Raw genomic sequence first — 20,766 nt, 5'->3', positions numbered from 1 at the left:
GTTAAATTCTGTTTTGCCAAAAGCAAAAACCCGCCTTTTGGGCGGGTTCTTTAAATAGTGGTGCCCGGACCCGGACTAACGCCGGAGGCGTTGAACAGCGTGCTTGCCGCGCTGGCCCCGAAGGGGTGAGCCGCTTGCGGCGAATAATCGAACATCGTTCGATGAAGATGTCCGGCTCTCAGAAAGCAAAAACCCGCCTTTTGGGCGGGTTCTTTAAATAGTGGTGCCCGGACTCGGAATCGAACCAAGGACACGGGGATTTTCAATCCCCTGCTCTACCGACTGAGCTATCCGGGCAACGGGGCGCATTAAACCCGATCTACCCTCTGTCGTCAACGAAATTTGTTGGTTTCGCTACTGACCGCACACTCTGTCGCCACTTTGCTGCATTATCAGGCAAAAAACACTGTCCACAGGGCAGAGAGCGGCATGGCGATTGCCAGCGCAGGCAGCATATTCACCACTGCAAACATCTTGATACCGCAGATCCGCAGCCCCGTCGCCAGCAGCAGCAGGCCGCCCACGGCGGTAAAGTCAGCCATCATCGCCGGAGTGGTTAGCGGTAGCAGCAGCGTGGCGCAGGTTGCAAGCACGAGCTGGATAAGCAGCATGGGCACAGAGATCGCGGCGACGGCAATCCCCAGCGTGGTTGCAAAGATTGTGGCGGTAAAGAAATCGAGAAAGGCTTTGGCGATGAGGATACTGGGATCGCCGGTCATCCCTTCCTGCATTGAGCCAAATATCCCCGTGCCGCTGGCGCAGAAGAGAATAATGATGGCGACGTAGTTCTGGATAAATGCGTCGTGGCCACCGCCTTTCTGTTTACCCCGTGAGAGTAAATTTTTCGCTTTGCCGACGGCGCTATTAATACCCTTTTCCAGATAACAAAACTCGCCAATCAGCGCCCCAAGCAGGGTCGCCAGCACCATTACCGGCAGGTTGGCGCATTTGATGACCAGCAAAATGCCAATGCCTAACGACGCCAGACCGAAGATTGAGGGCATGGAGGAGCGGATACGCTCCGGTAATCGCTGGCTGAGCATGGCACCCAGTACACCACCGAGCAGCACGGCTCCGGCATTAATAAATGGTCCAATAACCACTATGAACTCCTGTTATTTACTCATTGATATTGCATTATTATTACTCTTTTCAGTGAGTAACCGCCAAAAGTAATGCTATTTTTTGCATAATGATTCCTCCTTGCGCCTCCTGGCGAAAGGTGACATTATTGCGCGAATTTTCTCCTCTCAGATACGGGGCCGCCCATGAACAGACTTTCTCTCGCTGTACGAATGGCTGGCCGTATCCACACCGCTTATTCTAAGCTCACCATGCGGTGAGGGTAACGCAGGCTCACTGCAGGACAGCAGTAAAACCAGACGCGCTCTGTTTTTACTGATGTCTGGCGGTCGGAGCTGAACTCCGGTCAGACACATTCGTTGGGCAGGGGGACTCCCTGTCCGGGGCTTTTTCTCGCCTTGCACGGGTATTTGCGCTTATGAAATCAATGAAAATTGCCGTCAGCCGTGAGCTGGCCTCCGCCTTATCCACGCACCGGGAAGTGGTGACGCTGGATAACACCGATTTTACGGATGTGGCGGCAGTCGTCATTACCGTCGCTGAAAGCCACAGCGGCATCCTCGCATTACTGAAACGCACCGGTTTTCATTTACCTGTTTATCTGTTCTCACCAGAGCCGGTAGACGCGCCTGCGGGTGTCGATGCGGTAATCGACGGTAAGGCACAGGAGTGGCTTGAGCTGGAAGCGGCGGCCTGTCGCTATGAAGAGAATCTGTTGCCGCCGTTTTTCGACACCCTTAGTCAGTATGTAGCAATGGATAACAGCACCTTTGCCTGTCCGGGGCACCAGCACGGCGCATTCTTTAAGAAGCATCCCGCCGGCCGCCAGTTTTTCGATTTCTTTGGCGAGAACCTCTTTCGTGCCGATATGTGCAACGCCGACGTCAAGCTCGGCGATCTGCTGATCCATGAAGGGTCTGCCAAACATGCGCAAAAGTTTGCGGCGAAAGTATTCAATGCCGACAAAACCTATTTCGTTCTTAATGGCACCTCAGCCGCCAACAAGGTGGTGACTAACGCGCTGCTGACCCGTGGCGATCTGGTGCTGTTTGACCGCAATAACCATAAGTCCAACCATCATGGGGCGCTGATCCAGGCGGGTGCCACGCCGGTTTACCTCGAAGCGGCGCGCAACCCCTTTGGCTTTATTGGCGGCATCGACGATCGCTGTTTTGACGAGGCGTACCTGCGGGAGTTGATCCGTGATGTTGCTCCGGAAAAAGCTCTGGAAGCCCGTCCGTTCCGCCTGGCGGTGATCCAGCTCGGCACCTATGACGGCACCATCTATAACGCCCGTCAGGTGATCGATAAAATCGGCCAGCTGTGCGACTACATCCTCTTCGACTCGGCGTGGGTAGGCTACGAGCAGTTTATCCCGATGATGGCCGACAGCTCGCCGCTGCTGCTGGAGCTAAACGAGAACGATCCGGGGATCTTTGTCACTCAGTCGGTGCACAAACAGCAGGCCGGGTTCTCCCAGACCTCGCAGATCCACAAAAAGGATAACCATATCCGCGGTCAGGCGCGTTTCTGCCCGCATAAGCGCCTGAATAATGCCTTTATGCTGCATGCGTCCACCAGCCCGTTCTATCCGCTGTTTGCGGCCCTTGACGTGAACGCCAAAATCCACGAAGGGGAGAGCGGGCGTCGGCTGTGGGCCGAATGCGTTGAGATGGGCATCGAAGCGCGCAAGGCGATTATCGCCAACTGTAAAATGATTAAGCCGTTTATCCCGCCGGTGGTGGCCGGGCGTCCGTGGCAGGATCATCCTACCCATGCGATTGCCAGCGAGCTGCGTTTCTTCAGCTTTGAACCGGGGGCGAAATGGCACGGCTTTGAGGGGTATGCCGAAGAGCAGTACTTTGTCGACCCGTGCAAGCTGCTGCTGACCACGCCGGGCATCGATGCTGAAAGCGGGGAGTACACCGACTTTGGCATCCCGGCGACCATTCTGGCGCACTACTTGCGCGAGAAAGGCATTGTCCCGGAGAAGTGCGATCTCAACTCCATTCTCTTCCTGCTGACCCCGGCGGAGAGCGCCGAGAAGATGGCGCAACTGGTGGCGATGCTGGGCCAGTTTGAGCAGCACATTGAAGATGACACCCCGCTGGCGGATGTCCTGCCGACCATCTGGAACAAATATCCGGTCCGCTACCGCGACTACACGCTGCGTCAGCTTTGCCAGGAGATGCACGATCTGTATGTCAGCTTTGACGTGAAGGATCTGCAAAAGGCGATGTTCCGCAAAGAGAGCCTGCCCACCGTGGCGATGAATCCGCAGGATGCTAACCAGGCCTTTATTCGCGGTGACGTCGAGCTGGTGCGCATCAGCGAAGCCGAAGGGCGTATCGCGGCGGAAGGGGCGTTGCCATACCCGCCAGGGGTGCTGTGTGTGGTGCCGGGCGAACTGTGGGGTGGAGCGGTGCAGCGTTACTTCCTGGCGCTGGAAGAGGGCGTCAACCTGTTACCCGGTTTTTCTCCGGAACTGCAGGGCGTTTACAGCGAAAAGGATGCGGACGGGATCAAGCGTTTGTACGGGTATGTTCTGAAGTAAAAAAAATCCCCCTCCGCAGGGAGGGGGATTTCACAGATTAATGTGCGACGGTCTGCACACCTGTTGGGGTACGAACATGTTTGTACTTGAACAGCACCATGAACGCGAAGGCCAGTACCAGCGAGTAGCCTGCAAAGATCAGCCATACCGGCTGCCAGTCGGTAATACCGTTGGTGGTATACATCTCCACAACCTTACCGCTCACCACGCCGCCGAGAATACAGCCGAAGCCGTTGGTCATCATCAGGAACATGCCCTGGGCGCTGGCGCGAATTTCCGGACGTACCTCTTTCTCCACAAAGACGGAACCGGAGATGTTGAAGAAGTCGAAGGCGCAGCCGTAGACAATCATCGACAGCACCAGCAGCACGGTACCGAAGGCTGACGGGTCGCCGTAGGCGAACAGGCCGAAGCGCAGCATCCACGCGAAAATACTGATCATCATGACGTTCTTGATACCGTAGCGGCTCAGGAAGAACGGGATGGTCAGAATGAACAGCGTTTCGGAGATCTGCGAAATGGACATCATCACCGAGGCATGTTCAACGATAAAGCTCCCGGAGAACAGCGGGTCGTTATCAAAGCTGTGCAGGAAGGTGTTGCCGAACATGTTAGTGATCTGCAGCTCTGCGCCCAGCAGCATGGAGAAGATGAAGAAGATCGCCATGCGTTTGTTTTTAAACAGCGCGAACGCGTCCAGGCCAAGCATGGAGCTCCAGCTCTGGTTTGTCTGCTGGTTAGAGACCGGAATGTGGGGCAGGGTCAGGGTGAACAGCACCAGCACGATGGAGAGCGCCGCGCCGATATAGAGTTGCATATGGCTCAGCTCAAAGCCGGAGAAGCTCACCGCCCACATCGCCATGATAAAGCCGATGGTGCCCCAGATACGGATCGGCGGGAAGTCGGTCACGATGTCCAGACCTGCCGTTTTCAGGCGATAGTAGGAGATGGTGTTCACAAGCCCAAGCGTTGGCATATAGGCCAGCGAGTTAAGCAGGATCACCACAAACATCGCCCCCGGCGTGGTTACGCCCGCGGCCATAAACAGCGTGGCCGCCCCCACCAGGTGGCAGAAGGCGTAAAGCCATTTCGCGCTGATCCATTTGTCCGCCACGATCCCGAGCAGGGTCGGCATAAATACCGCGGCAATGCCCAGCGAGCTATAGACCGCGCCGATGGAAGCACCATCGAATTTCAGGGTGACAAACATGTAGGAGCCGAGCGTGGTTAGCCAGCTCCCCCACAGACAGAACTGCAGAAACGACAAGATTTTAAGCTGCAGCTTAAGGTTCATGTTACTTTCCTCACAAAGAGAGCGGGCTGTATGTTGGTGTAGAAACATTTGGGTTTTGGATTTGATGCAATTCTATCAGCGAGTGGCGTGATGTTTTGTTACCTCCCGCAAAAAAATGCAATCAACATTAATTTGCAGTTTGGATTGTGATGCAAATAACAATTTCCTATGGGTAAGGCGGGCGGGGATCGATGGACTCTTTACCCTCCCCGCGCAGGAGAGGGTAAAAAAGTCACACTACTTTCTACGATAGCTCTTCTGAGCCGTATTGACCTTGTAGAGGTAGCGGCGGGATTCTGCGGAAGGGTGACGGCTGGTGAGGGTCTGGTATACATCCCCCGGTGACATACTGTTGATAATGTTTGCCGCCTGGATTTTATCGCTGGAGAAGACGCGCAGCACGCTGCCTGCGCCGCCGTTGTAGGCGGTGATCACCGCGTAGCGGCGAGAGGTCGGGTTATCGATGCCGCTCAGGTAGACGTTGTTCAGCATCGCCAGGTAGGCGGTACCGGTGTCGATATTGCTGGCAGGATCAAACAGGTAACTGCGGCTTGGCATACCCGATCTTCCCTGCGAGCGGAACACATCTTTCCCGGCGCTGTGCTGCACAACCTGCATCAGGCCCAGCGCGTCGGAACGGCTCACCGCGTAGGGGTTGAACGAGGATTCGGTCTGCATAATCGCCAGGATCAGCGACTCATCGACACCATATTTACGCGACGCCTGGCGCACCATTCCGACATATTTATGAGCACGTTTATCGAGGTGGTTTGGCACCAGGTTAATGGTCACGCTGTAGATAACGCGCAGGCCATTGCTGCGGCTTTTCAGACGCGTCTGCAACAGGTAGTTAGCAAAATTATTAGCACGGCCTTCCCAGCGAATGGACTGGCCGGTTTGATCCACCACCTGGCCATAGAGGAACGGCTCTTTGGAGATGGTGATGTCGTCAGCATCGGAGTAGAGGTCGATAGAGCCCGGATCGTCACCCATCAGCAAGGTTTTCACGATCGCCTCGCGCAAACGCGCCGCAGGATCGGTTCCGGCGATGGTCTCGACGGTAATAGTACCTTCGTCAAAGTTGATGTGGCTGCGGGTCTGGTAAGCGTCGGTATACTTAACGTAGTCCTTTGGTCCTGCGATCAGAACCTCGTTAAATCCCCAGATATTTTCGATGTTATGGGCGAATTGCCCCATCAGAATGTCAAAACCGTTGGTGTCCTTTACCCAGGCTTCGTTATAGCTATCGCCTTTCTTACTGGAGGAACACGAAACAAGTAACGGTGCAACAAGAGCAAGCGCTAAAAATTTTTTCATCATTCCAGGAGTGCGTGTTGTGTTGGTTCTGGGGCTCTTTTCGCCGGGGGCGCTACGCTTACCCGGCCTACAAACCGTAGACCAGGCAAGGCGGCACGATATTATTTTTCTGGTGGCGTATAGCCTTCGATGTGAACGTCTTTGCCTTCAAACAGGAAATTGACCATCTCCTCTTCAAGCTGTTTGCGGTGTTCAACGTTCATCATGTTGAGCTTGCGCTCGTTAATCAGCATGGTTTGCTTGTGTTGCCACTGCGCCCACGCCTCTTTCGAAATTTCGTTATAGATGCGCTTACCCAGATCGCCCGGATAGAGCTGGAAGTCCTGGCCTTCTGCTTCACGCTGCAGGAAGGTGCAAAAAATTGTTCTGGCCATACTGATTCCTCTTTGTCGCCCGGAGCTAAACCGTTGCTCCGACACGTAATTGCTGTAACAGGCGCTCTACGGGAGCCGCGAGCCCCACTGACGGCGGTTGCGCTAAGTTATACCAGAGAGCGGTGCCTTCATCCATGCACGCCGTGAATGAGGACACGGGAAGCCACATTGGAACAATATCCAGATGGAAGTGGCTGAAGGTATGGCGAAACGCGGTGAGCTGCACAAGAGTATCGGCAGGGATGCCGCGTTGCGCCAGCCAGTCGCGAAGATGCTCTTCATCCTCAAACTGCGGGAAGCAGAAGAGACCGCCCCATAAACCGCTTGGCGGACGCTGGGCGAGCCAGACGGTCTCCTCGTGCTGCATCAGCAGAAAATAGCCGGTACGTTCTGGTAAGGTCTGCTTCGGCTTTTTACCGGGATAGTGCGCCCACGACTGGTTAGCATAGGCCACGCAGAGATTATTCAGCGGGCACAGTTCGCATTTCGGTTTCGAGCGGGTGCAGACCATTGCCCCTAAATCCATCATCGCCTGGTTAAAGCGTTCAACACCCTGAGCGGGAGTGACCGCTTCACTGATCTCCCAGAGGCGTTTCTCCACCTCTTTCTTGCCCGGCCAGCCACCGACGGCGTAGCAGCGCGCCAGCACGCGTTTAACGTTGCCGTCGAGAATCGGGAAATGTTTGCCCAGCGAGAGGGAAAGGATGGCCCCGGCGGTGGAGCGCCCCACGCCCGGCAGGGCGGCCACTTCATCGAAGGTTTCCGGGAAGGTGCCACCGTGCAGCGAAACCACCTGCTGGGCGGCTTTATGCAGGTTGCGGGCGCGGGCGTAATAGCCGAGCCCGGTCCACAGATGCAGCACTTCATCCAGCGGGGCGTTAGCCAGATCGGTCACCGTTGGAAAACGCGCCATAAAGCGCTCAAAGTAAGGGATAACCGTCGCGACCTGCGTTTGTTGCAACATCACCTCTGAGAGCCATACTTTGTACGGTGTTTTTTCAATTTGCCAGGGCAGGGTTTTACGCCCGTATTTGTCGTACCAGTCCAGCACCTGGGCTGAAAATTGAGAGGCTTGCATGGTCTTCGCTTTGCGGTATCAGGGAGGCAGATTGCAGCACAGAGGCATGCGGCTGTAAACCGGATCTTTCCCATGCTTGCATCCGGTCATTAACTTTGGATAATGCCCGTTTCCCGAACATTCTCACAAGCAGACTACTCTTTTATGAAAAACGACGTCATATCACCGGAATTTGATGAAAACGGTCGCCCGCTGCGCCGTATTCGCAGCTTTGTCCGCCGTCAGGGGCGCCTGACCAAAGGGCAGCAGCACGCGCTGGATAACTACTGGCCGGTGATGGGCGTTGAGTTCACCGAACAGCCGCTCGACTTTGTGGCGCTGTTTGGCCGCGACGCGCCAATTACACTTGAGATCGGTTTTGGCATGGGCGCTTCGCTGGTGACCATGGCAAAAGCGCGCCCGGAGCAGAACTTCCTCGGCATTGAAGTGCACTCCCCGGGCGTCGGTGCGTGTCTGGCGACCGCCCACGAAGAGGGCGTCGAGAACCTGCGCGTGATGTGTCACGACGCGGTAGAAGTGCTGCACAAGATGATCCCTGACAATTCTCTGAGCATGGTTCAGCTTTTTTTCCCTGACCCGTGGCACAAAGCACGTCATAATAAACGCCGTATCGTTCAGGCGCCGTTTGCTGAGCTTCTCAGAAGCAAACTGAAGCTGGGTGGTGTTTTCCATATGGCAACCGACTGGGAACAGTATGCGGAACATATGCTGGAGGTGATGTCGGCGCTGGACGGGTATAAAAACCAGTCTGCGAGCAATGACTATGTACCGCGTCCTGAATCGCGTCCGGTAACCAAATTTGAACAGCGTGGCCATCGTCTTGGTCACGGCGTATGGGACTTAATGTTCGAGAGGGTAAAATAATGGCAAAGAACCGTAGCCGTCGTCTGCGTAAGAAAATGCACATCGAGGAGTTCCAGGAGGTGGGTTTTTCGGTTGCATGGCGTTTCCCGGAAGGCACCAGCGTAGAAAAAATTGATGAAGATGTCGACGCTTTCATCAATGAAGTCATCGAGCCGAACAAGCTGGCGTTTGACGGCAGCGGCTACCTGGCGTGGGAAGGTTTGATCTGCAAACAAGAGATCGGCAAGTGTAGCGAAGAAGATCAGGCCATTGTGCGTAAGTGGCTGGAAGACCACAAATTCGAAGAGGTGCGCATCAGCGAACTTTTCGACATTTGGTGGGACTAATAGAGCATCAGGGGCCAGCAATTGCTGGCCCATTTTGTATGAGGGAGAATATATGATGCGCAAAACGCTGCTCGCCGCGGCCTTAATGACCACGGCACTCACCGCTCACGCAGAGTACAAATGTGAAGTCACGCCGCGTGACGATGTGATCCTGAGTCCCCAAACCGTGCAGGTAAAAGGTGAGAACGGCAATCTGGTGATCACCCCGGATGGCAACGTCATGTTTAACGGCAAGCAGTACACGCTGAGCGCAGCCCAACGTGAACAGGCAAAAGATTACCAGGCCGATCTGCGCAGCGCGCTGCCGTGGATCGACGAAGGCGCACAGACCCGCGTGGAAAAAGGCCGTGTCGCGCTGGATAAGATCATCGCGAAAGAGGTAGGTGAGAGCAGCAACATGCGCTCGCGGCTCACCAAACTGGACGCGCAGTTAAAAGAGCAGATGAACCGCATTATTGAGCATCGCACCGATGGCCTGACGTTCCACTATAAAGCGATCGATCAGGTACGTGCCGACGGTCAGCAGCTGGTGAACCAGGCGATGGGCGGCATTCTGCAGGACAGCATTAACGAAATGGGCGCCAAAGCGGTACTGAAAGGCGGCGGCAACCCGCTGCAGGGCGTACTGGGTAGCCTGGGCGGCCTGCAAACCGCCATTCAGAACGAGTGGAAAAACCAGGAAGCGGATTTCCAGAGCTTTGGCAAAGATGTGTGTAAGCGTGTTGTCTCGCTGGAAGAGAGCCGAAAGGCGCTGGTGGGGACGTTGAAGTAGTTTAGTGCGTTCTGGGCCCCTCACCTTAACCCTCTCCCTTTCAGGATGAGGGTCGGGGCGAGGGGAGACGTCTCTATGGTCCGCTCATGGCGAAGCTGTTTCGCATAAGAACCAGTAAGTTCCCTCCCCGCACTCTGCCCGCTTTTCCCTTAACCAGCAGAGGGGGAGGCAAAACCCTGAAGCCTGCTTCAGGACGCTTCGGCGAGGAATAGCTCAAGAAGGGAGTTTAAGAACAGTTTGCCATGCTCGGTTATCTGCCAGTAATCAGCGCATTCGATCAGATACCCCTGCGCCAGCGCTTCGTCAATCTGCGGACGAATGACCGACTCCGGCAACCCGGTATACAACGTAAACTCCTTGCGCGGTGCGGGTTCCAGCAGGCGGAAGCGGTTCATAAAGAACTCAAACGGCTTATCGTCGGCTTCAACATCATGGCTGCGCTCAAGATAGCGTCCTTCCATATAGCCACGCGGATGGCGCGTTTTAGCCGTGCGCAGAATCCGTCCGTCCGGGAAGGTCACTTTGCCGTGGGCGCCACAGCCAATGCCCAGGTAGTCGCCAAAACGCCAGTAATTCAGGTTGTGCTGACACTGGTAGCCAGGCTTCGCGTAGGCCGAGGTTTCGTACTGCTGATACCCGGCGGCGGTCAAAAGCTTGTGGCCCTGCTCGAAAATATCCCACAGCGCGTCATCATCAGGCAGTACCGGCGGGCGTGAACCAAACAGCGTGTTTGGCTCAATGGTCAGCTGATACCAGGAGAGGTGCGGCGGGTTCAGCTCAATGGCCTGACGCAGATCGTCCAGCGCTTCCTCCAGGGACTGATCCGGCAGGCCGTGCATCAGGTCGAGGTTAAAGCTGCGCAATCCCAGCCCGGTCGCCAGGTGAGCGGCACGTTTCGCCTCATCCGGGCCATGAATGCGCCCCAGACGCGTTAACTTCGGCGCGCTAAAGCTCTGCACGCCAATAGAGATACGGTTCACCCCGGCGCGCTGATACTCCACAAAACGGTCGGCCTCAACGGTACCTGGGTTGGCCTCCATGGTAATCTCTGCATCCGCTGCCAGATTAAGGCGCGCTCGCACGCCATCCAGCAGCGTTTGCATCGCCGGCCCTGAGAGCAGGCTCGGCGTACCGCCACCGATAAAAATGGTCTTTACTTCACGGCCCTGCGCGTAAGGTACGTCGGCGTCCAGATCGGCAAGCAGATGCTGAACGTAATCGTCATGGGGCACTTCGCCTTTTAGCGCATGCGAGTTGAAATCGCAGTACGGGCATTTCTGCACGCACCACGGGATGTGAATATAAAGACTCAATGGTGGCAAATTAGCCATTACGTAATGCTTCCAGTAACAGTTTCAGGGCGCGTCCACGATGGGAAATCGCGCTTTTTTCTTCGCGGGTCAGTTCCGCAGCGGTTTTGCCCTCGCTCGGGACAAAGAAGATCGGATCGTAGCCAAAGCCGCCATTGCCTGCCGCCTCGCGGGCTATCACGCCCGGCCAGCTGCCGTGGCAGACCAGCGGCGTTGGGTCTTCAGCGTGTCGCATATAGACCAGCACGCAGTGGAACTGCGCCTTGCGCTGCTCATCCGGCACATCCTTGAGCGTTTCCAGCAGCTTTTCGAGATTCTGCTGATCGCTGGCATCGACGCCAGAATAGCGGGCGGAGTAAATTCCTGGCGCGCCGCCAAGGGCATCTACCGCCAGGCCAGAGTCATCGGCAATGGCCGGTAAGCCGGTGACCTGTGCAGCATGGCGCGCCTTCAGAATGGCGTTTTCAATAAAGGTCAGGCCGGTCTCTTCTGCAGAGTCCACCCCCAGTTCGGTCTGGGCAACCACATCCAGACCAAAATCATTTAACAGCGAGGCCAGCTCGCGCACTTTACCGGCGTTACCGGTAGCGAGAACAACTTTTTGCATCTGTTAATCCTGTTGTATCAGTGCCGCGACTTCCGTCGGGATTTGTTGCGGATGAAGAATTTTGACCTGCTTGTGACGGCCCAGTTCACCTTTCTCGATCAGCACCTGGCTTTTCGCAACGCGAAACTGCTTCGCCAGATACTTCACCAGATGGGCATTGGCCTGGCCGTCCACAGGAGGGGCAGTGATGGCGACTTTTACTTCGTCGCCATGCAGCCCGATAATCGTGTCGCGGCTGGCTTTCGGCTGAATATACAGCCATAAAACCAGCCCATCGGCGCAGGTGCTGACAGCACTCATAACGCCATCCACAGCCCCGGCAGTAGCATATTGCCTGTGGACTGCAGCAGTTCAGCGATACCCATATTGATCACGTACAGCAGCAGTACGAGGATCATTGGAGAGAAGTCGATCCCGCCCATGGCCGGCAGCAGATTACGAATCGGGCGCAGCAGCGGGTCTGCAAGCTGAATCAGGACATACTCCACCGGGCTACGGCCCTGGCTTACCCAGCTCATGATCGCCATCAGCAGCAGAACCCAGAAAATCAGCAGGCCGATCGTTTTTATCAGGATCAACACCGCCGCGATCCAGATGATCGGCTGGAAGGTGATGACCATAAACAGCACGATCGCTTTCACCACGCACAGGATCAGCGCAACCAGCAGGGAGGCGCTGTCAATCGGGCCCATTGGCGGGATCACCCGGCGCAGCGGTCCGACAATCGGTTGGGTCACTTTCACGACAAACTGTGAGAAGGGGTTGTAAAAATCACAACGGGCCCACTGCATCCAGACGCGTAACAAAAGCACCATCGTATACAGTTCAATGACCGTTGAGAGCAGGAAGGTCAACGTCTTCATGGCGTTCCTCAGGTTTCCTTATTATTGGGTGTAATCGCGCGCGCCGAAAATTGCTGTCCCGATGCGCACCATGGTGCTGCCAGCCGCAATCGCGGCGGCCATATCGTCCGTCATGCCCAGTGAAAGCGTGTCGACCGTTGGGTAGCGCGTTTTAAGCGCCTCAAATGCTACAGCCATTTGCCGGGCTACGGCAAACTGCCTGTCGTAATCTGTTTCAGGGGCCGGGATCGCCATTAACCCGCGCAGGCGAAGGCCGGGCAGAGCGGCAACCTGTTTCGCCAGCAGATCCAGGGCATCCAGCGCAATGCCGGATTTACTGTTCTCATCGCTAATGTTGATTTGGATCAGCACGTTAAGCGGCGGCATCTCTGCCGGGCGCTGCTCGCTCAGACGGGTGGCGATGCGCAGACGATCGACGGTATGACACCAGTCGAAATGCTCCGCCACCAGCCGGCTTTTGTTCGACTGTAGTGGTCCGATAAAGTGCCACTGCAGATCCGCGGTGCCCTTTTCCCGGAAATGGCGGATTTTTTCCACCCCTTCCTGCACGTAGTTTTCACCGAACATGCGCTGGCCTGCATCAATGGCTTCTGCGATGGCGCTCGCAGGCTTGGTTTTACTGACTGCAAGCAACGTAACTTCTTCTGAAGCACGGCCGCAACCTGTTGCCGCGGCTGAGATTTTGTCCCTGACCTGTGCCAGGTTATGCGCAATGTCGTTCATTTTCCGGGGATCATTGAATGGATATGGAAGAAATTGTGGCCCTTAGTGTAAAGCATAATGTGTCGGATCTACACCTGTGCAGTAACGCACCACCTCGCTGGCGGCGGCGAGGGAAAATGGAATTTGCTCCCTTTCCGGGGCCGGAGGTCGCGATGCTGCTGAAAAGCTGGCTTAGCGACGAGCAGCAGGGTGCATGGTGTGCCCAAGGGCAGGTGGATTTTGCCGTTACGCTTGCGAGCAGGCAGCGGCTGCGGGCCAGCGCCTTTGCGCATATGCAGGGGTGTTCTCTGGTGCTCCGCCTGCTTCCAGACGCGTGCCCGCAGTTGCGCACCCTGGGAGCGCCGCGGGCGATACCCGAACTGCTGGCGCACGATAACGGTCTGATACTGGTGACCGGGGCGACAGGCAGCGGTAAATCCACCACCCTTGCGGCAATGGTCGATTTTCTCAATCACCATAGCGACGGGCATATCCTGACGCTCGAAGATCCGGTGGAATTTATCCATCAAAGCAAGCGTTGCCTGGTTCAGCAGCGGGAGATTGGCCTGCATTGCCTCTCCTTTGCCGACGCGCTGCGGGCTGCATTACGTGAAGATCCCGATGTAATCCTGCTGGGCGAACTGCGTGACAGCGAGACGATACGTCTTGCGCTTACCGCCGCAGAGACCGGGCATCTGGTGCTGGCGACGCTCCACACCCGGGGCGCCGCCCAGGCAGTGGAGAGGCTGGTGGATGCCTTCCCCGCGCAGGAAAAAGAGCCGGTACGGAGACAGCTGGCAGGCAGCCTGCGCGCCGTGCTGGCGCAAAAACTCGAAAGGGATAACCAGCAGGGGCGCGTCGCGCTGTTCGAATTACTGGTTAATACCCCTGCGGCAGCCAATTTAATCCGCGAAGGAAAAACCTGGCAACTGCCCGGCATGATCCAGACCGGGCAGCAGGCTGGCATGCAAAACTTCGAGCAGAGCCTGGCTGAGCGCAGGGCGCAGGGGCGATTGTCATGAGCCTGTGCCAGCAGAGAATGCCTCTCATGGCCTTGTTTCCTGCAGTACGGGCGTTAAAATCTAGTTCTGATTGCACTGATTGAAAGCGGCTATGTCATCACAACCGAACCAAAGTCTTATCGACGGCATTCGCTGTCTGCAATATCTGGTTTCCAGCGACCGTGCTATCGGTTGCCGTGAACTCGCACGACTGATGGGGATCAACACCACTCGGGTGAACCGTTTGCTGATGACCATGGCCTCTATTGGCCTGACCATGCAGGACGAGCATCGTCGCTACCTGCCTGGTCCCGGCATTCATGCCCTGGCGGCGCAGTCCATCCGTGGCTCGGAGCTTTTCTCCCGCGCCTTGCCCCGGCTGGAGCGCCATGCGCCACGCGATATCGTGGTGGCCCTGGGCGTGCTGTGGGAGGATCAGGTCATCTATATCTGGCACGCCGTTCCCGGCAGCCAGGCCAGCCAGGCGCTGGCCGGATTCCATATGCTCCCTGCCTGGCAATCGGTGATTGGCATGTCGCTACTGGCGAGTGAACCGGATGACGCGCTAATCCCACGCTTTACGCCAGAGCAGTGGCAAAACCTCGCCCCGCATGTGGCCCAGCAGCGCGAGCAGGGACGTGTGATCTGGCATCATGACGACGGTGAAGTGTCGATGGCGGTGCCCGTAGGGGCGCACCATGCCGCGCTGGCCTTTGCCGGCATGTGGAATATTGACGATGAGAGCGTCCGCTCCCGTCTTGATGAGCTGACTGCGCTCAACGCTACGCTGCTGGCGGACCGGGAATGAATTGCCCGGATTGCCGGGCAAAGGGAGGGGGATCAGTAACCCTGCTCGAAGAAACTTTCGAGAATAATCACCGCAGAAGCGGAATCGACGCTGCCTTTGTTTAGCGCGCGAAAACCGCCATGCTCGAACAGACCGGCGCGGGCTTCAACCGTGCTTAACCGTTCGTCATGCAGCTTTATCGCCACGCCAAAACGGCCATGAATTTTATTGGCAAAATTGCGCGCCCGGGCAGTTAGTGGCTGTTCTGTGCCATCCATATTCAACGGTAAACCGACGATGACCTCGTCCGGCTGCCACTCTTTCAACAGTCGTTCGATCAGGTTCCAGTCCGGGATGCCATTTTGCGCTTTCAGCGCCGTCAGCGGGCGGGCGGTGCCGGTGATGCGCTGGCCGATCGCCACGCCGATACTTTTAGTGCCGAAATCAAAGGCGAGAAGCGTGCCGCTCATCAGGCATGCCCCGCGACGCCAGGCATGGTCTGGATATCAATGCCAATCAGTTTTGCCGCATCCCGCCAGCGATCGGCGATGGGGGTTTTAAACAGAATGTTCAGATCTGCCGGGGCAGTGAGCCAGGCATTATCCAGGATCTCCTGCTCAAGCTGGCCTTTTTCCCATGAGGCGTAACCGAGCGCCACAAGCACATCCGCCGGCTGGCTGGTGGTGCCCAGCGTCTCCAGCACGTCACGGGAGGTGGTCACAACGGTATTGTCAGAGATGCGGATGCTGGAGGAGAAACCGGGCGGCGTATGCAAAATAAAGCCGCGATCTTCTGCCAGCGGGCCACCCAGCATCACCGGTTTGTCGAGACGAATTTCAGGAACACGTTCGTCCTGGGAAATTTTCAATTTTTCCAGAATGCCTTCAACAGTCAGATTTTCCAGCGGTTTATTGATGATAATCCCCATCGCACCCTCTTCGCTGTACTCGCAGATATACACGACGGAACGGCGGAAAATCGGATCCTGGAGAGCAGGCATGGCAATCAGAAAGTGATGCTGTAAATTCATTGTCAGAGGTTCAGTTTCCTGGTTTAAAAAGCGACAGTACCCAGTATGCGGACAAAACCCGACACTGTCACTATACCCTTCACCCTTCACGCTGCCGGGGCAACGACTGCGCCTTGATGCAGCATGAAGGGTTGTGTGTATAAATATTGGGACTGTTACTGCTTCAGCCGTTTTTCGATCGCATCCATCAGCATGCCGGTGATAGACACCGGGAACTCAGCTTCGATTTCACGAATACAGGTCGGGCTGGTCACGTTCACTTCTGTCAGGCGATCGCCAATGATGTCGAGGCCAACGAAGATCAGCCCTTTGGCTTTTAACAGCGGGCCCACGCGGCGGGCAATTTCCCAGTCGCTTTCGGTCAGCGGACGCGGCTCGCCACGGCCACCGGCCGCCAGGTTACCACGGGTTTCGCCACCCTGCGGAATACGCGCCAGGCAGTAAGGCACCGGCTCGCCGTCCACCACCAGCACGCGCTTGTCGCCGTCGACAATCGCCGGAATATAGTTCTGCGCCATGCAGTAGCGGGTACCGTGCTCGGTCAGCGTTTCGGCGATCACCCCCAGGTTTGGGTCACCCTCTTTAACGCGGAAGATTGAGGCACCGCCCATGCCGTCCAGCGGTTTCAGGATGATATCGCCATGTTTCTGCCAGAAGGCTTTCAGCTGCGCTTTATTGCGCGTTACCAGCGTCTCTGGCGTCAGGTCGGAGAACCAGGCGGTGTAGAGCTTCTCGTTACAGTCGCGCAGGCTCTGCGGTTTGTTGACGATCAGGGTGCCTTTCTCTTCTGCGCGCTCCAGGATATAGGTGCAGTAGATGTATTCCGTGTCGAACGGCGGGTCTTTACGCATCAGGATCACGTCAAGTTCGGCAAGCGGCAGATCCTGCTCGGAACCAAACTCGTACCATTTATCGTAATTCTGCTCGACGTTGACGATGCGGGTGCGCGCACGCGCCTCGCCGTTAATCAGGTAGAGGTCGCTCATCTCCATATAGTGGAGCTGATAGCCGCGACGTTGCGCTTCCAGCAGCATAGCGAAGCTGGAATCTTTCTTGATATTAATGCTTGCGATGGGGTCCATCACGATGCCGAGCTTGATCATTGTCTTCTCCGTTAATGCTTCAACCTAAATCACCAAAACGCACCTGCAGGGCAGTGATGGCGGTTAGCGCGGTGGTCTCAGTACGCAGAACGCGGGGTCCCAACAGAATATCAGTAAACTGGTAGCGTGCGGTCATGGCGATCTCATCCGCCGACAGGCCGCCTTCCGGACCGATCAACAAACGCACGCGCTCAACCGGCAGCGGCAGGGTGTTGATGCTGGCGCTGGCGCGGGGATGAAGGTTGAGCTTCAGACCCTGCTCCTCTTCCGCGCACCAGGCTTCAAGATCCATGGCCGGACGGATCTCCGGGACGCGGTTGCGGCCACACTGCTCACAGGCGGCAATGGCGATTTTTTGCCACTGCTGGAGCTTCTTATTCAGACGTTCAGCATCCAGTTTAACCCCGCAGCGCTCAGAAAAAAGTGGCGTAATGAGGCTTACACCCAGTTCGATCGATTTCTGGATGGTGAATTCCATTTTTTCGCCGCGCGACATCACCTGGCCTAAATGGATATGCAGCGGTGATTCACGATCGTCGATGTCGCTATGCAGGACGCTGACCTGCACGCTTTTTTTATCGGCGCGGATGATTTCGGCGTCAAAAACCTGATTTGATCCATCAAACAGTTGAATCGCCTGGCCTGCACCCATGCGCAGCACGCGGCCAACATGGTTGGCGGCCTCTTCCGAGAGGGCGATTTCACTGCCAGCGGCGATCGGTTCAGGGTGATAAATACGAGGAACACGCATAGTTAAGAAATCCATCAAGAGCTGAGTCCCCCTCACCCCGCAGGGGAGAGGGGGAGGGGGACGCTAAGAAACAGTTGCCGCTAGTGTAGGTTAGCTCTTTTGCGCCTGGCAAGCGCGCTGGACGTAAGGGTTGTGATTCCCCTGCACTTTGGCGATGCGCTCGTCTCGTATGCACTCCCAGGCCGTGACCGGATAGAGTTTATCCCAGGCGTTGAAGAGCTGGGTCTGCTGGCGGGAGAGGTTGAGGTGATACCTGTCGCGCATGTAGAAATAGATGCGGGCGATGCTGCCGCGGGCGCGGGCAGGCGGCTCGGCAAGTTTCTCCTTGAAATCGACCTTCATGGCGCACTGGCCATACTGGCCTTCGCCGCCGTTCCACTGGCTGTACATAAAGTTGCCGCGATCGCCATTTACCTCGCCCACGGCGGGTTGCAGGTTATGCATATCGCTCTCTATCTGGCGATAGATCGGGTCTTTGGCGCAGTTTTTACGTCCGCCATCCTGCCAGCACTGACGCTGGTGGCCGAACTGCCAGGCCGGGACCACATGTTCCCATTCGATACGGCTGGCACGGTTCTCATTTTTACGCACTTTGTAGCCGCAGGACTGCAGATCCACGACCCCTTTTTTGCCCTGCCAGTTAATTTTACAGCCGCAGTAAAAATCGCCCGGCACGTCGGCATTAACCTTTACGGCTGCGGCTTTTGCCTGGGAGAAACTGTGGATACCTTCGGCCAGCGCATGGCCTGAGAACGCCGTCGTCAGAAACGCGACCGCGAGAGAGAAATTACGGGACATCGTGAACTCCGTGTCAAAACGAGCCCGCAACGTAACGAAAGTTGTTCCTGTATGCAATCAGGTAGATCAGGAATGTTCCTGATTGTTCTGCCGGTTACTCAGCGATAAGGGGTTCACCGCACTTGACGCAGCGGTAGGTGGCTTCACCGCGCACCACCCGATTATGACGACGCACCGTAAGCTGGTGCTGCTGACAGGGGCAGCGATAGGGGAACGTATTGCGCCGAACGGAATCAAGCTCGAACTGGTGGGTTCGGCGAGCCGGTACGCCCAGCACCGCTTCCATCATCCATTTCCACTCTTTGCCGTGCGGTGCCACGCGGCCAAAGTACTTCCAAACCAGCAGATGCGCCAGTTCATGCGGCACCACCTCGTCAATAAACGCCTGCTGGTTTTCCAGCATTAAAACAGGGTTAAGGCGGATCTCGTACGCATCCAGCCAGGCGGTGCCTGCTGCGGTGCCGCGCTGCTGCCACACCAGTTTAGGTTCAGGGTAGTTCCGGTCGAGTTTCAGATTGGCCTGGGCCAGTTTATCGCGCAGGCTGCGCATAGCGGCTTGCTGAAGCGCAATAGGGAGACGGGGTGTTTTCATAGGAGCAGAGCATAGAGCCTGCGGCGAGGCGGTGCAAGCGGCTTCCTCCGCAGGGGAGGAAGCCGGACGGATTAGTCGTGGGAGCCAATTTCGCGCAGTGGGCGACCTTTCATCAGGTTGCGTTCAATATGTTCCAGCGAAACATGTTTCGTTTCAGGAACCAGCCACAGCGTCAGCACGATAAACAGCAGGTTCAGACCGCCGTACACCCAGAAGGTGTTGGCATTACCCAGCGTATCGAGCATGGTCAGGAAGGTTGCGCCGACAATCATGTTGGCGATCCAGTTGGTGGCGGTGGAGCAGGTAATACCGAAGTCGCGGCCTTTCAGCGGCTGGATCTCAGAACAGAGTACCCAGATCAGCGGGCCCGCGCTCATCGCAAAACCAACAATAAACATCAGCAGCATCCCGACGGCTACGTACTGCATCGCGGTGGAATCAATACCCACATGCAGCATTGTACCCAGCACACCCATACCGGCGGCCATCACCAGGAAGCCCAGCGTCAGCGTCGGTTTACGACCCCAGCGATCCACCAGACCGATGGCGATAAAGGTCGCCAGCACGTTGGTCAGGCCGACAATCACGGTGCCCCACATCTGCTGAGTGGTGTTGCTGTAACCCGCCAGCTCAAAGATTTTCGGCGCGTAATACATAATGACGTTCATCCCGGTGAACTGCTGCATGATCTGCAGCAGCACGCCAAGGAACACCGCCCGACGGAAATTGCTGTTCTCTTTAAACAGCGCCCAGCCGCTCTGTTTGACCTGCAGGCTTTCGCGGATCTCTTCCAGCTCACGCTTCGCTTCCGCGCTGGTATCGCGCAGGCGCAGCAGGACGCGCTCCGCATCGTTAAAGCGCCGTTTAGCCGCAAACCAGCGCGGACTGTCAGGCAGGAAGAAGACGCCAATCAGCAGCAGTACCGCCGGGATAATGATCACGCCCAGCATCCAGCGCCATGCGCCGCTGTAGCTGAAGGCGGTGTCAGAAAGATAGGCCCCGAGAATACCGATAGTGATCATCAGCTGATACATGGAGATCATGCTGCCGCGGATTTTCTCCGGTGCAATCTCAGACAGATACAGCGGCGCGGTATAAGAGGCCACACCCACCGCCAGACCCAGCAGCACACGCGAAGCAATCAGCACTTCCACGTTAGGCGCCGCGGCAGAGAAGAGCGAACCGGCGACAAACAGAATCGCGCCAATCATCAGGCTCTTTTTACGCCCGAGTTTGAAGGAGAGCCAGCCGCTGCCAACTGCCCCAACCGCAGCCCCGAACATCATCGAGCTGACCACCCACTCCTGGGTATGGGAATCGATCTGGAATTCGTCAGTAATGAACGGCAGGGCGCCGGCAATCACGCCGATATCGAGGCCGAAAAGTAATCCTGCCAGTGCTGCGAGGAAGCAGACGAAGAATGTCATCGTCTTGTTGGACGTCCGCCCCTGTTTTTTATTATCAGGCATGAAGCCCTCCAGTTGGTTTTTTGTTTTATGAATGTAAAGTTTTGAATGGGATGCTGTAAAAGTATGTGAGAGGGGCGGGACAGACAAAGAG

Annotated in this window: 23 protein-coding genes and 1 tRNA gene; 6 read left to right on the top strand and 18 right to left on the bottom strand. The window is 56.4% G+C overall.

Annotated features, from left to right (window positions below; all coding sequences use genetic code 11):
• Positions 1–221 precede the first annotated feature (221 nt).
• Together GNG29_RS19135 and GNG29_RS19130 are read right to left on the bottom strand one after the other, a co-directional pair.
• Positions 222–297, bottom strand: a tRNA-Phe gene (locus tag GNG29_RS19135).
• Positions 298–392: 95 nt separating this feature from the next.
• A complete protein-coding gene (locus GNG29_RS19130; RefSeq protein WP_156655216.1) occupies positions 393–1,103 on the bottom strand; it encodes a DUF554 domain-containing protein in 711 nt (236 codons plus the stop codon).
• Positions 1,104–1,501: 398 nt separating this feature from the next.
• Between GNG29_RS19130 and GNG29_RS19125 the strand changes: the two genes are divergently transcribed.
• The gene (locus tag GNG29_RS19125) at positions 1,502–3,637 is read left to right on the top strand and encodes an ornithine decarboxylase (protein WP_156655215.1); all 2,136 of its coding nucleotides are present in this window, start codon (positions 1,502–1,504) and stop codon (positions 3,635–3,637) included.
• A gap of 37 nt (positions 3,638–3,674) precedes the next feature.
• On the opposite strand, the gene GNG29_RS19120 is transcribed toward GNG29_RS19125, so the two are convergent.
• The 4 genes from GNG29_RS19120 to mutY all read right to left on the bottom strand — a co-directional run bounded on the left by GNG29_RS19120 (position 3,675) and on the right by mutY (position 7,700).
• The gene (locus GNG29_RS19120; protein ID WP_156655214.1) at positions 3,675–4,931 is read right to left on the bottom strand and encodes a nucleoside permease; all 1,257 of its coding nucleotides are present in this window, start codon (positions 4,929–4,931) and stop codon (positions 3,675–3,677) included.
• Positions 4,932–5,168: 237 nt separating this feature from the next.
• The gene (gene mltC / locus GNG29_RS19115) at positions 5,169–6,248 is read right to left on the bottom strand and encodes a membrane-bound lytic murein transglycosylase MltC (RefSeq protein ID WP_103176937.1); all 1,080 of its coding nucleotides are present in this window, start codon (positions 6,246–6,248) and stop codon (positions 5,169–5,171) included.
• Positions 6,249–6,349: 101 nt separating this feature from the next.
• Positions 6,350–6,622 (bottom strand): oxidative damage protection protein, encoded by a 273-nt coding sequence (locus GNG29_RS19110; protein ID WP_103176936.1) that lies wholly within the window; start codon positions 6,620–6,622, stop codon positions 6,350–6,352.
• A gap of 25 nt (positions 6,623–6,647) precedes the next feature.
• Positions 6,648–7,700 (bottom strand): A/G-specific adenine glycosylase, encoded by a 1,053-nt coding sequence (mutY, locus tag GNG29_RS19105; RefSeq protein ID WP_103176935.1) that lies wholly within the window; start codon positions 7,698–7,700, stop codon positions 6,648–6,650.
• Positions 7,701–7,844: 144 nt separating this feature from the next.
• On the opposite strand from mutY, the gene trmB reads away from it, so the two are divergent.
• From trmB to GNG29_RS19090, 3 genes are read left to right on the top strand one after another with little or no spacing between them, the layout of a single operon-like run.
• Complete coding sequence (gene trmB, locus GNG29_RS19100; RefSeq protein WP_103176934.1) at positions 7,845–8,564, top strand: tRNA (guanosine(46)-N7)-methyltransferase TrmB; 720 nt, start codon at positions 7,845–7,847, stop codon at positions 8,562–8,564.
• Entirely contained in the window at positions 8,564–8,890 is a 327-nt protein-coding gene (locus GNG29_RS19095) for a YggL family protein (protein WP_103176933.1), read from the top strand. Before trmB ends, GNG29_RS19095 begins: the two co-directional genes overlap by 1 nt.
• Positions 8,891–8,942: 52 nt before the next feature.
• Complete coding sequence (locus GNG29_RS19090) at positions 8,943–9,662, top strand: DUF2884 domain-containing protein (protein ID WP_103176932.1); 720 nt, start codon at positions 8,943–8,945, stop codon at positions 9,660–9,662.
• A 188-nt stretch (positions 9,663–9,850) separates the two neighbouring features.
• Here GNG29_RS19090 and hemW read toward each other — a convergent pair whose 3' ends face one another.
• Genes hemW through GNG29_RS19065 form a run of 5 tightly spaced genes read right to left on the bottom strand, consistent with a single transcriptional unit; the run spans position 9,851 to position 13,165 of the window.
• A complete protein-coding gene (gene hemW / locus GNG29_RS19085) occupies positions 9,851–10,993 on the bottom strand; it encodes a radical SAM family heme chaperone HemW (protein WP_103176931.1) in 1,143 nt (380 codons plus the stop codon).
• The gene (locus tag GNG29_RS19080) at positions 10,986–11,579 is read right to left on the bottom strand and encodes an XTP/dITP diphosphatase (protein WP_103176930.1); all 594 of its coding nucleotides are present in this window, start codon (positions 11,577–11,579) and stop codon (positions 10,986–10,988) included. The genes hemW and GNG29_RS19080 overlap by 8 nt, the downstream gene beginning before the upstream one ends.
• 3 nt (positions 11,580–11,582) lie before the next feature.
• Positions 11,583–11,879: a DUF167 family protein YggU gene (gene yggU, locus GNG29_RS19075; RefSeq protein WP_103176929.1), complete on the bottom strand. Its 297-nt coding sequence runs from the start codon at positions 11,877–11,879 to the stop codon at positions 11,583–11,585.
• Entirely contained in the window at positions 11,876–12,442 is a 567-nt protein-coding gene (locus GNG29_RS19070; protein ID WP_103176928.1) for a YggT family protein, read from the bottom strand. Before GNG29_RS19070 ends, yggU begins: the two co-directional genes overlap by 4 nt.
• A 21-nt stretch (positions 12,443–12,463) precedes the next feature.
• Positions 12,464–13,165, bottom strand: coding sequence for a YggS family pyridoxal phosphate-dependent enzyme (locus GNG29_RS19065; protein ID WP_103176927.1), 702 nt, complete (start codon positions 13,163–13,165; stop codon positions 12,464–12,466).
• 17 nt (positions 13,166–13,182) lie between these two features.
• Between GNG29_RS19065 and GNG29_RS19060 the strand changes: the two genes are divergently transcribed.
• Positions 13,183–14,166 carry a type IV pilus twitching motility protein PilT gene (locus GNG29_RS19060; RefSeq protein ID WP_156655213.1) on the top strand — a complete coding sequence of 328 codons (984 nt, stop codon included), beginning with the start codon at positions 13,183–13,185 and terminating at the stop codon, positions 14,164–14,166.
• 91 nt (positions 14,167–14,257) lie between these two features.
• The gene (locus GNG29_RS19055; protein ID WP_103176925.1) at positions 14,258–14,953 is read left to right on the top strand and encodes a transcriptional regulator; all 696 of its coding nucleotides are present in this window, start codon (positions 14,258–14,260) and stop codon (positions 14,951–14,953) included.
• A 32-nt stretch (positions 14,954–14,985) separates the two neighbouring features.
• On the opposite strand, the gene ruvX is transcribed toward GNG29_RS19055, so the two are convergent.
• The 7 genes from ruvX to GNG29_RS19020 all read right to left on the bottom strand — a co-directional run bounded on the left by ruvX (position 14,986) and on the right by GNG29_RS19020 (position 20,675).
• Positions 14,986–15,402 carry a Holliday junction resolvase RuvX gene (gene ruvX / locus GNG29_RS19050; protein ID WP_103176924.1) on the bottom strand — a complete coding sequence of 139 codons (417 nt, stop codon included), beginning with the start codon at positions 15,400–15,402 and terminating at the stop codon, positions 14,986–14,988.
• Positions 15,402–15,962: a YqgE/AlgH family protein gene (locus GNG29_RS19045; protein ID WP_103176923.1), complete on the bottom strand. Its 561-nt coding sequence runs from the start codon at positions 15,960–15,962 to the stop codon at positions 15,402–15,404. The genes ruvX and GNG29_RS19045 overlap by 1 nt, the downstream gene beginning before the upstream one ends.
• A gap of 155 nt (positions 15,963–16,117) precedes the next feature.
• On the bottom strand, positions 16,118–17,065 hold the full coding sequence (gene gshB / locus GNG29_RS19040) for a glutathione synthase (protein WP_114316823.1): 948 nt from the start codon (positions 17,063–17,065) through the stop codon (positions 16,118–16,120).
• A gap of 19 nt (positions 17,066–17,084) precedes the next feature.
• A complete protein-coding gene (gene rsmE, locus GNG29_RS19035) occupies positions 17,085–17,816 on the bottom strand; it encodes a 16S rRNA (uracil(1498)-N(3))-methyltransferase (RefSeq protein ID WP_156655212.1) in 732 nt (243 codons plus the stop codon).
• A gap of 90 nt (positions 17,817–17,906) precedes the next feature.
• Entirely contained in the window at positions 17,907–18,614 is a 708-nt protein-coding gene (gene endA, locus GNG29_RS19030) for a deoxyribonuclease I (protein ID WP_156655211.1), read from the bottom strand.
• A 94-nt stretch (positions 18,615–18,708) separates the two neighbouring features.
• Positions 18,709–19,206 (bottom strand): SprT family zinc-dependent metalloprotease, encoded by a 498-nt coding sequence (locus tag GNG29_RS19025; protein WP_103176919.1) that lies wholly within the window; start codon positions 19,204–19,206, stop codon positions 18,709–18,711.
• 71 nt (positions 19,207–19,277) lie between these two features.
• On the bottom strand, positions 19,278–20,675 hold the full coding sequence (locus GNG29_RS19020; protein ID WP_103176918.1) for a sugar porter family MFS transporter: 1,398 nt from the start codon (positions 20,673–20,675) through the stop codon (positions 19,278–19,280).
• Between the last annotated feature and the right edge of the window lie 91 nt (positions 20,676–20,766).

Source organism: Leclercia sp. Colony189 (genome assembly GCF_009740165.1).
Classification (GTDB): Bacteria; Pseudomonadota; Gammaproteobacteria; order Enterobacterales; family Enterobacteriaceae; genus Enterobacter.
Note: the sequence above shows the minus strand (reverse complement) of the source record. Positions and strands in the feature narration are given on the sequence as shown.

Coding starts and splice junctions, on each gene's coding strand:
- GNG29_RS19125 (WP_156655215.1), top strand. CDS start 1,502: ATGAAATCAATGAAAATTGCCGTCAGCCGTGAGCTGGCCTCCGCCTTA.
- GNG29_RS19120 (WP_156655214.1), bottom strand. CDS start 4,931: ATGAACCTTAAGCTGCAGCTTAAAATCTTGTCGTTTCTGCAGTTCTGT.
- mltC (WP_103176937.1), bottom strand. CDS start 6,248: ATGAAAAAATTTTTAGCGCTTGCTCTTGTTGCACCGTTACTTGTTTCG.
- GNG29_RS19110 (WP_103176936.1), bottom strand. CDS start 6,622: ATGGCCAGAACAATTTTTTGCACCTTCCTGCAGCGTGAAGCAGAAGGC.
- mutY (WP_103176935.1), bottom strand. CDS start 7,700: ATGCAAGCCTCTCAATTTTCAGCCCAGGTGCTGGACTGGTACGACAAA.
- trmB (WP_103176934.1), top strand. CDS start 7,845: ATGAAAAACGACGTCATATCACCGGAATTTGATGAAAACGGTCGCCCG.
- GNG29_RS19095 (WP_103176933.1), top strand. CDS start 8,564: ATGGCAAAGAACCGTAGCCGTCGTCTGCGTAAGAAAATGCACATCGAG.
- GNG29_RS19090 (WP_103176932.1), top strand. CDS start 8,943: ATGATGCGCAAAACGCTGCTCGCCGCGGCCTTAATGACCACGGCACTC.
- hemW (WP_103176931.1), bottom strand. CDS start 10,993: ATGGCTAATTTGCCACCATTGAGTCTTTATATTCACATCCCGTGGTGC.
- GNG29_RS19080 (WP_103176930.1), bottom strand. CDS start 11,579: ATGCAAAAAGTTGTTCTCGCTACCGGTAACGCCGGTAAAGTGCGCGAG.
- yggU (WP_103176929.1), bottom strand. CDS start 11,879: ATGAGTGCTGTCAGCACCTGCGCCGATGGGCTGGTTTTATGGCTGTAT.
- GNG29_RS19070 (WP_103176928.1), bottom strand. CDS start 12,442: ATGAAGACGTTGACCTTCCTGCTCTCAACGGTCATTGAACTGTATACG.
- GNG29_RS19065 (WP_103176927.1), bottom strand. CDS start 13,165: ATGAACGACATTGCGCATAACCTGGCACAGGTCAGGGACAAAATCTCA.
- GNG29_RS19060 (WP_156655213.1), top strand. CDS start 13,183: ATGGATATGGAAGAAATTGTGGCCCTTAGTGTAAAGCATAATGTGTCG.
- GNG29_RS19055 (WP_103176925.1), top strand. CDS start 14,258: ATGTCATCACAACCGAACCAAAGTCTTATCGACGGCATTCGCTGTCTG.
- ruvX (WP_103176924.1), bottom strand. CDS start 15,402: ATGAGCGGCACGCTTCTCGCCTTTGATTTCGGCACTAAAAGTATCGGC.
- GNG29_RS19045 (WP_103176923.1), bottom strand. CDS start 15,962: ATGAATTTACAGCATCACTTTCTGATTGCCATGCCTGCTCTCCAGGAT.
- gshB (WP_114316823.1), bottom strand. CDS start 17,065: ATGATCAAGCTCGGCATCGTGATGGACCCCATCGCAAGCATTAATATC.
- rsmE (WP_156655212.1), bottom strand. CDS start 17,816: ATGCGTGTTCCTCGTATTTATCACCCTGAACCGATCGCCGCTGGCAGT.
- endA (WP_156655211.1), bottom strand. CDS start 18,614: ATGTCCCGTAATTTCTCTCTCGCGGTCGCGTTTCTGACGACGGCGTTC.
- GNG29_RS19025 (WP_103176919.1), bottom strand. CDS start 19,206: ATGAAAACACCCCGTCTCCCTATTGCGCTTCAGCAAGCCGCTATGCGC.
- GNG29_RS19020 (WP_103176918.1), bottom strand. CDS start 20,675: ATGCCTGATAATAAAAAACAGGGGCGGACGTCCAACAAGACGATGACA.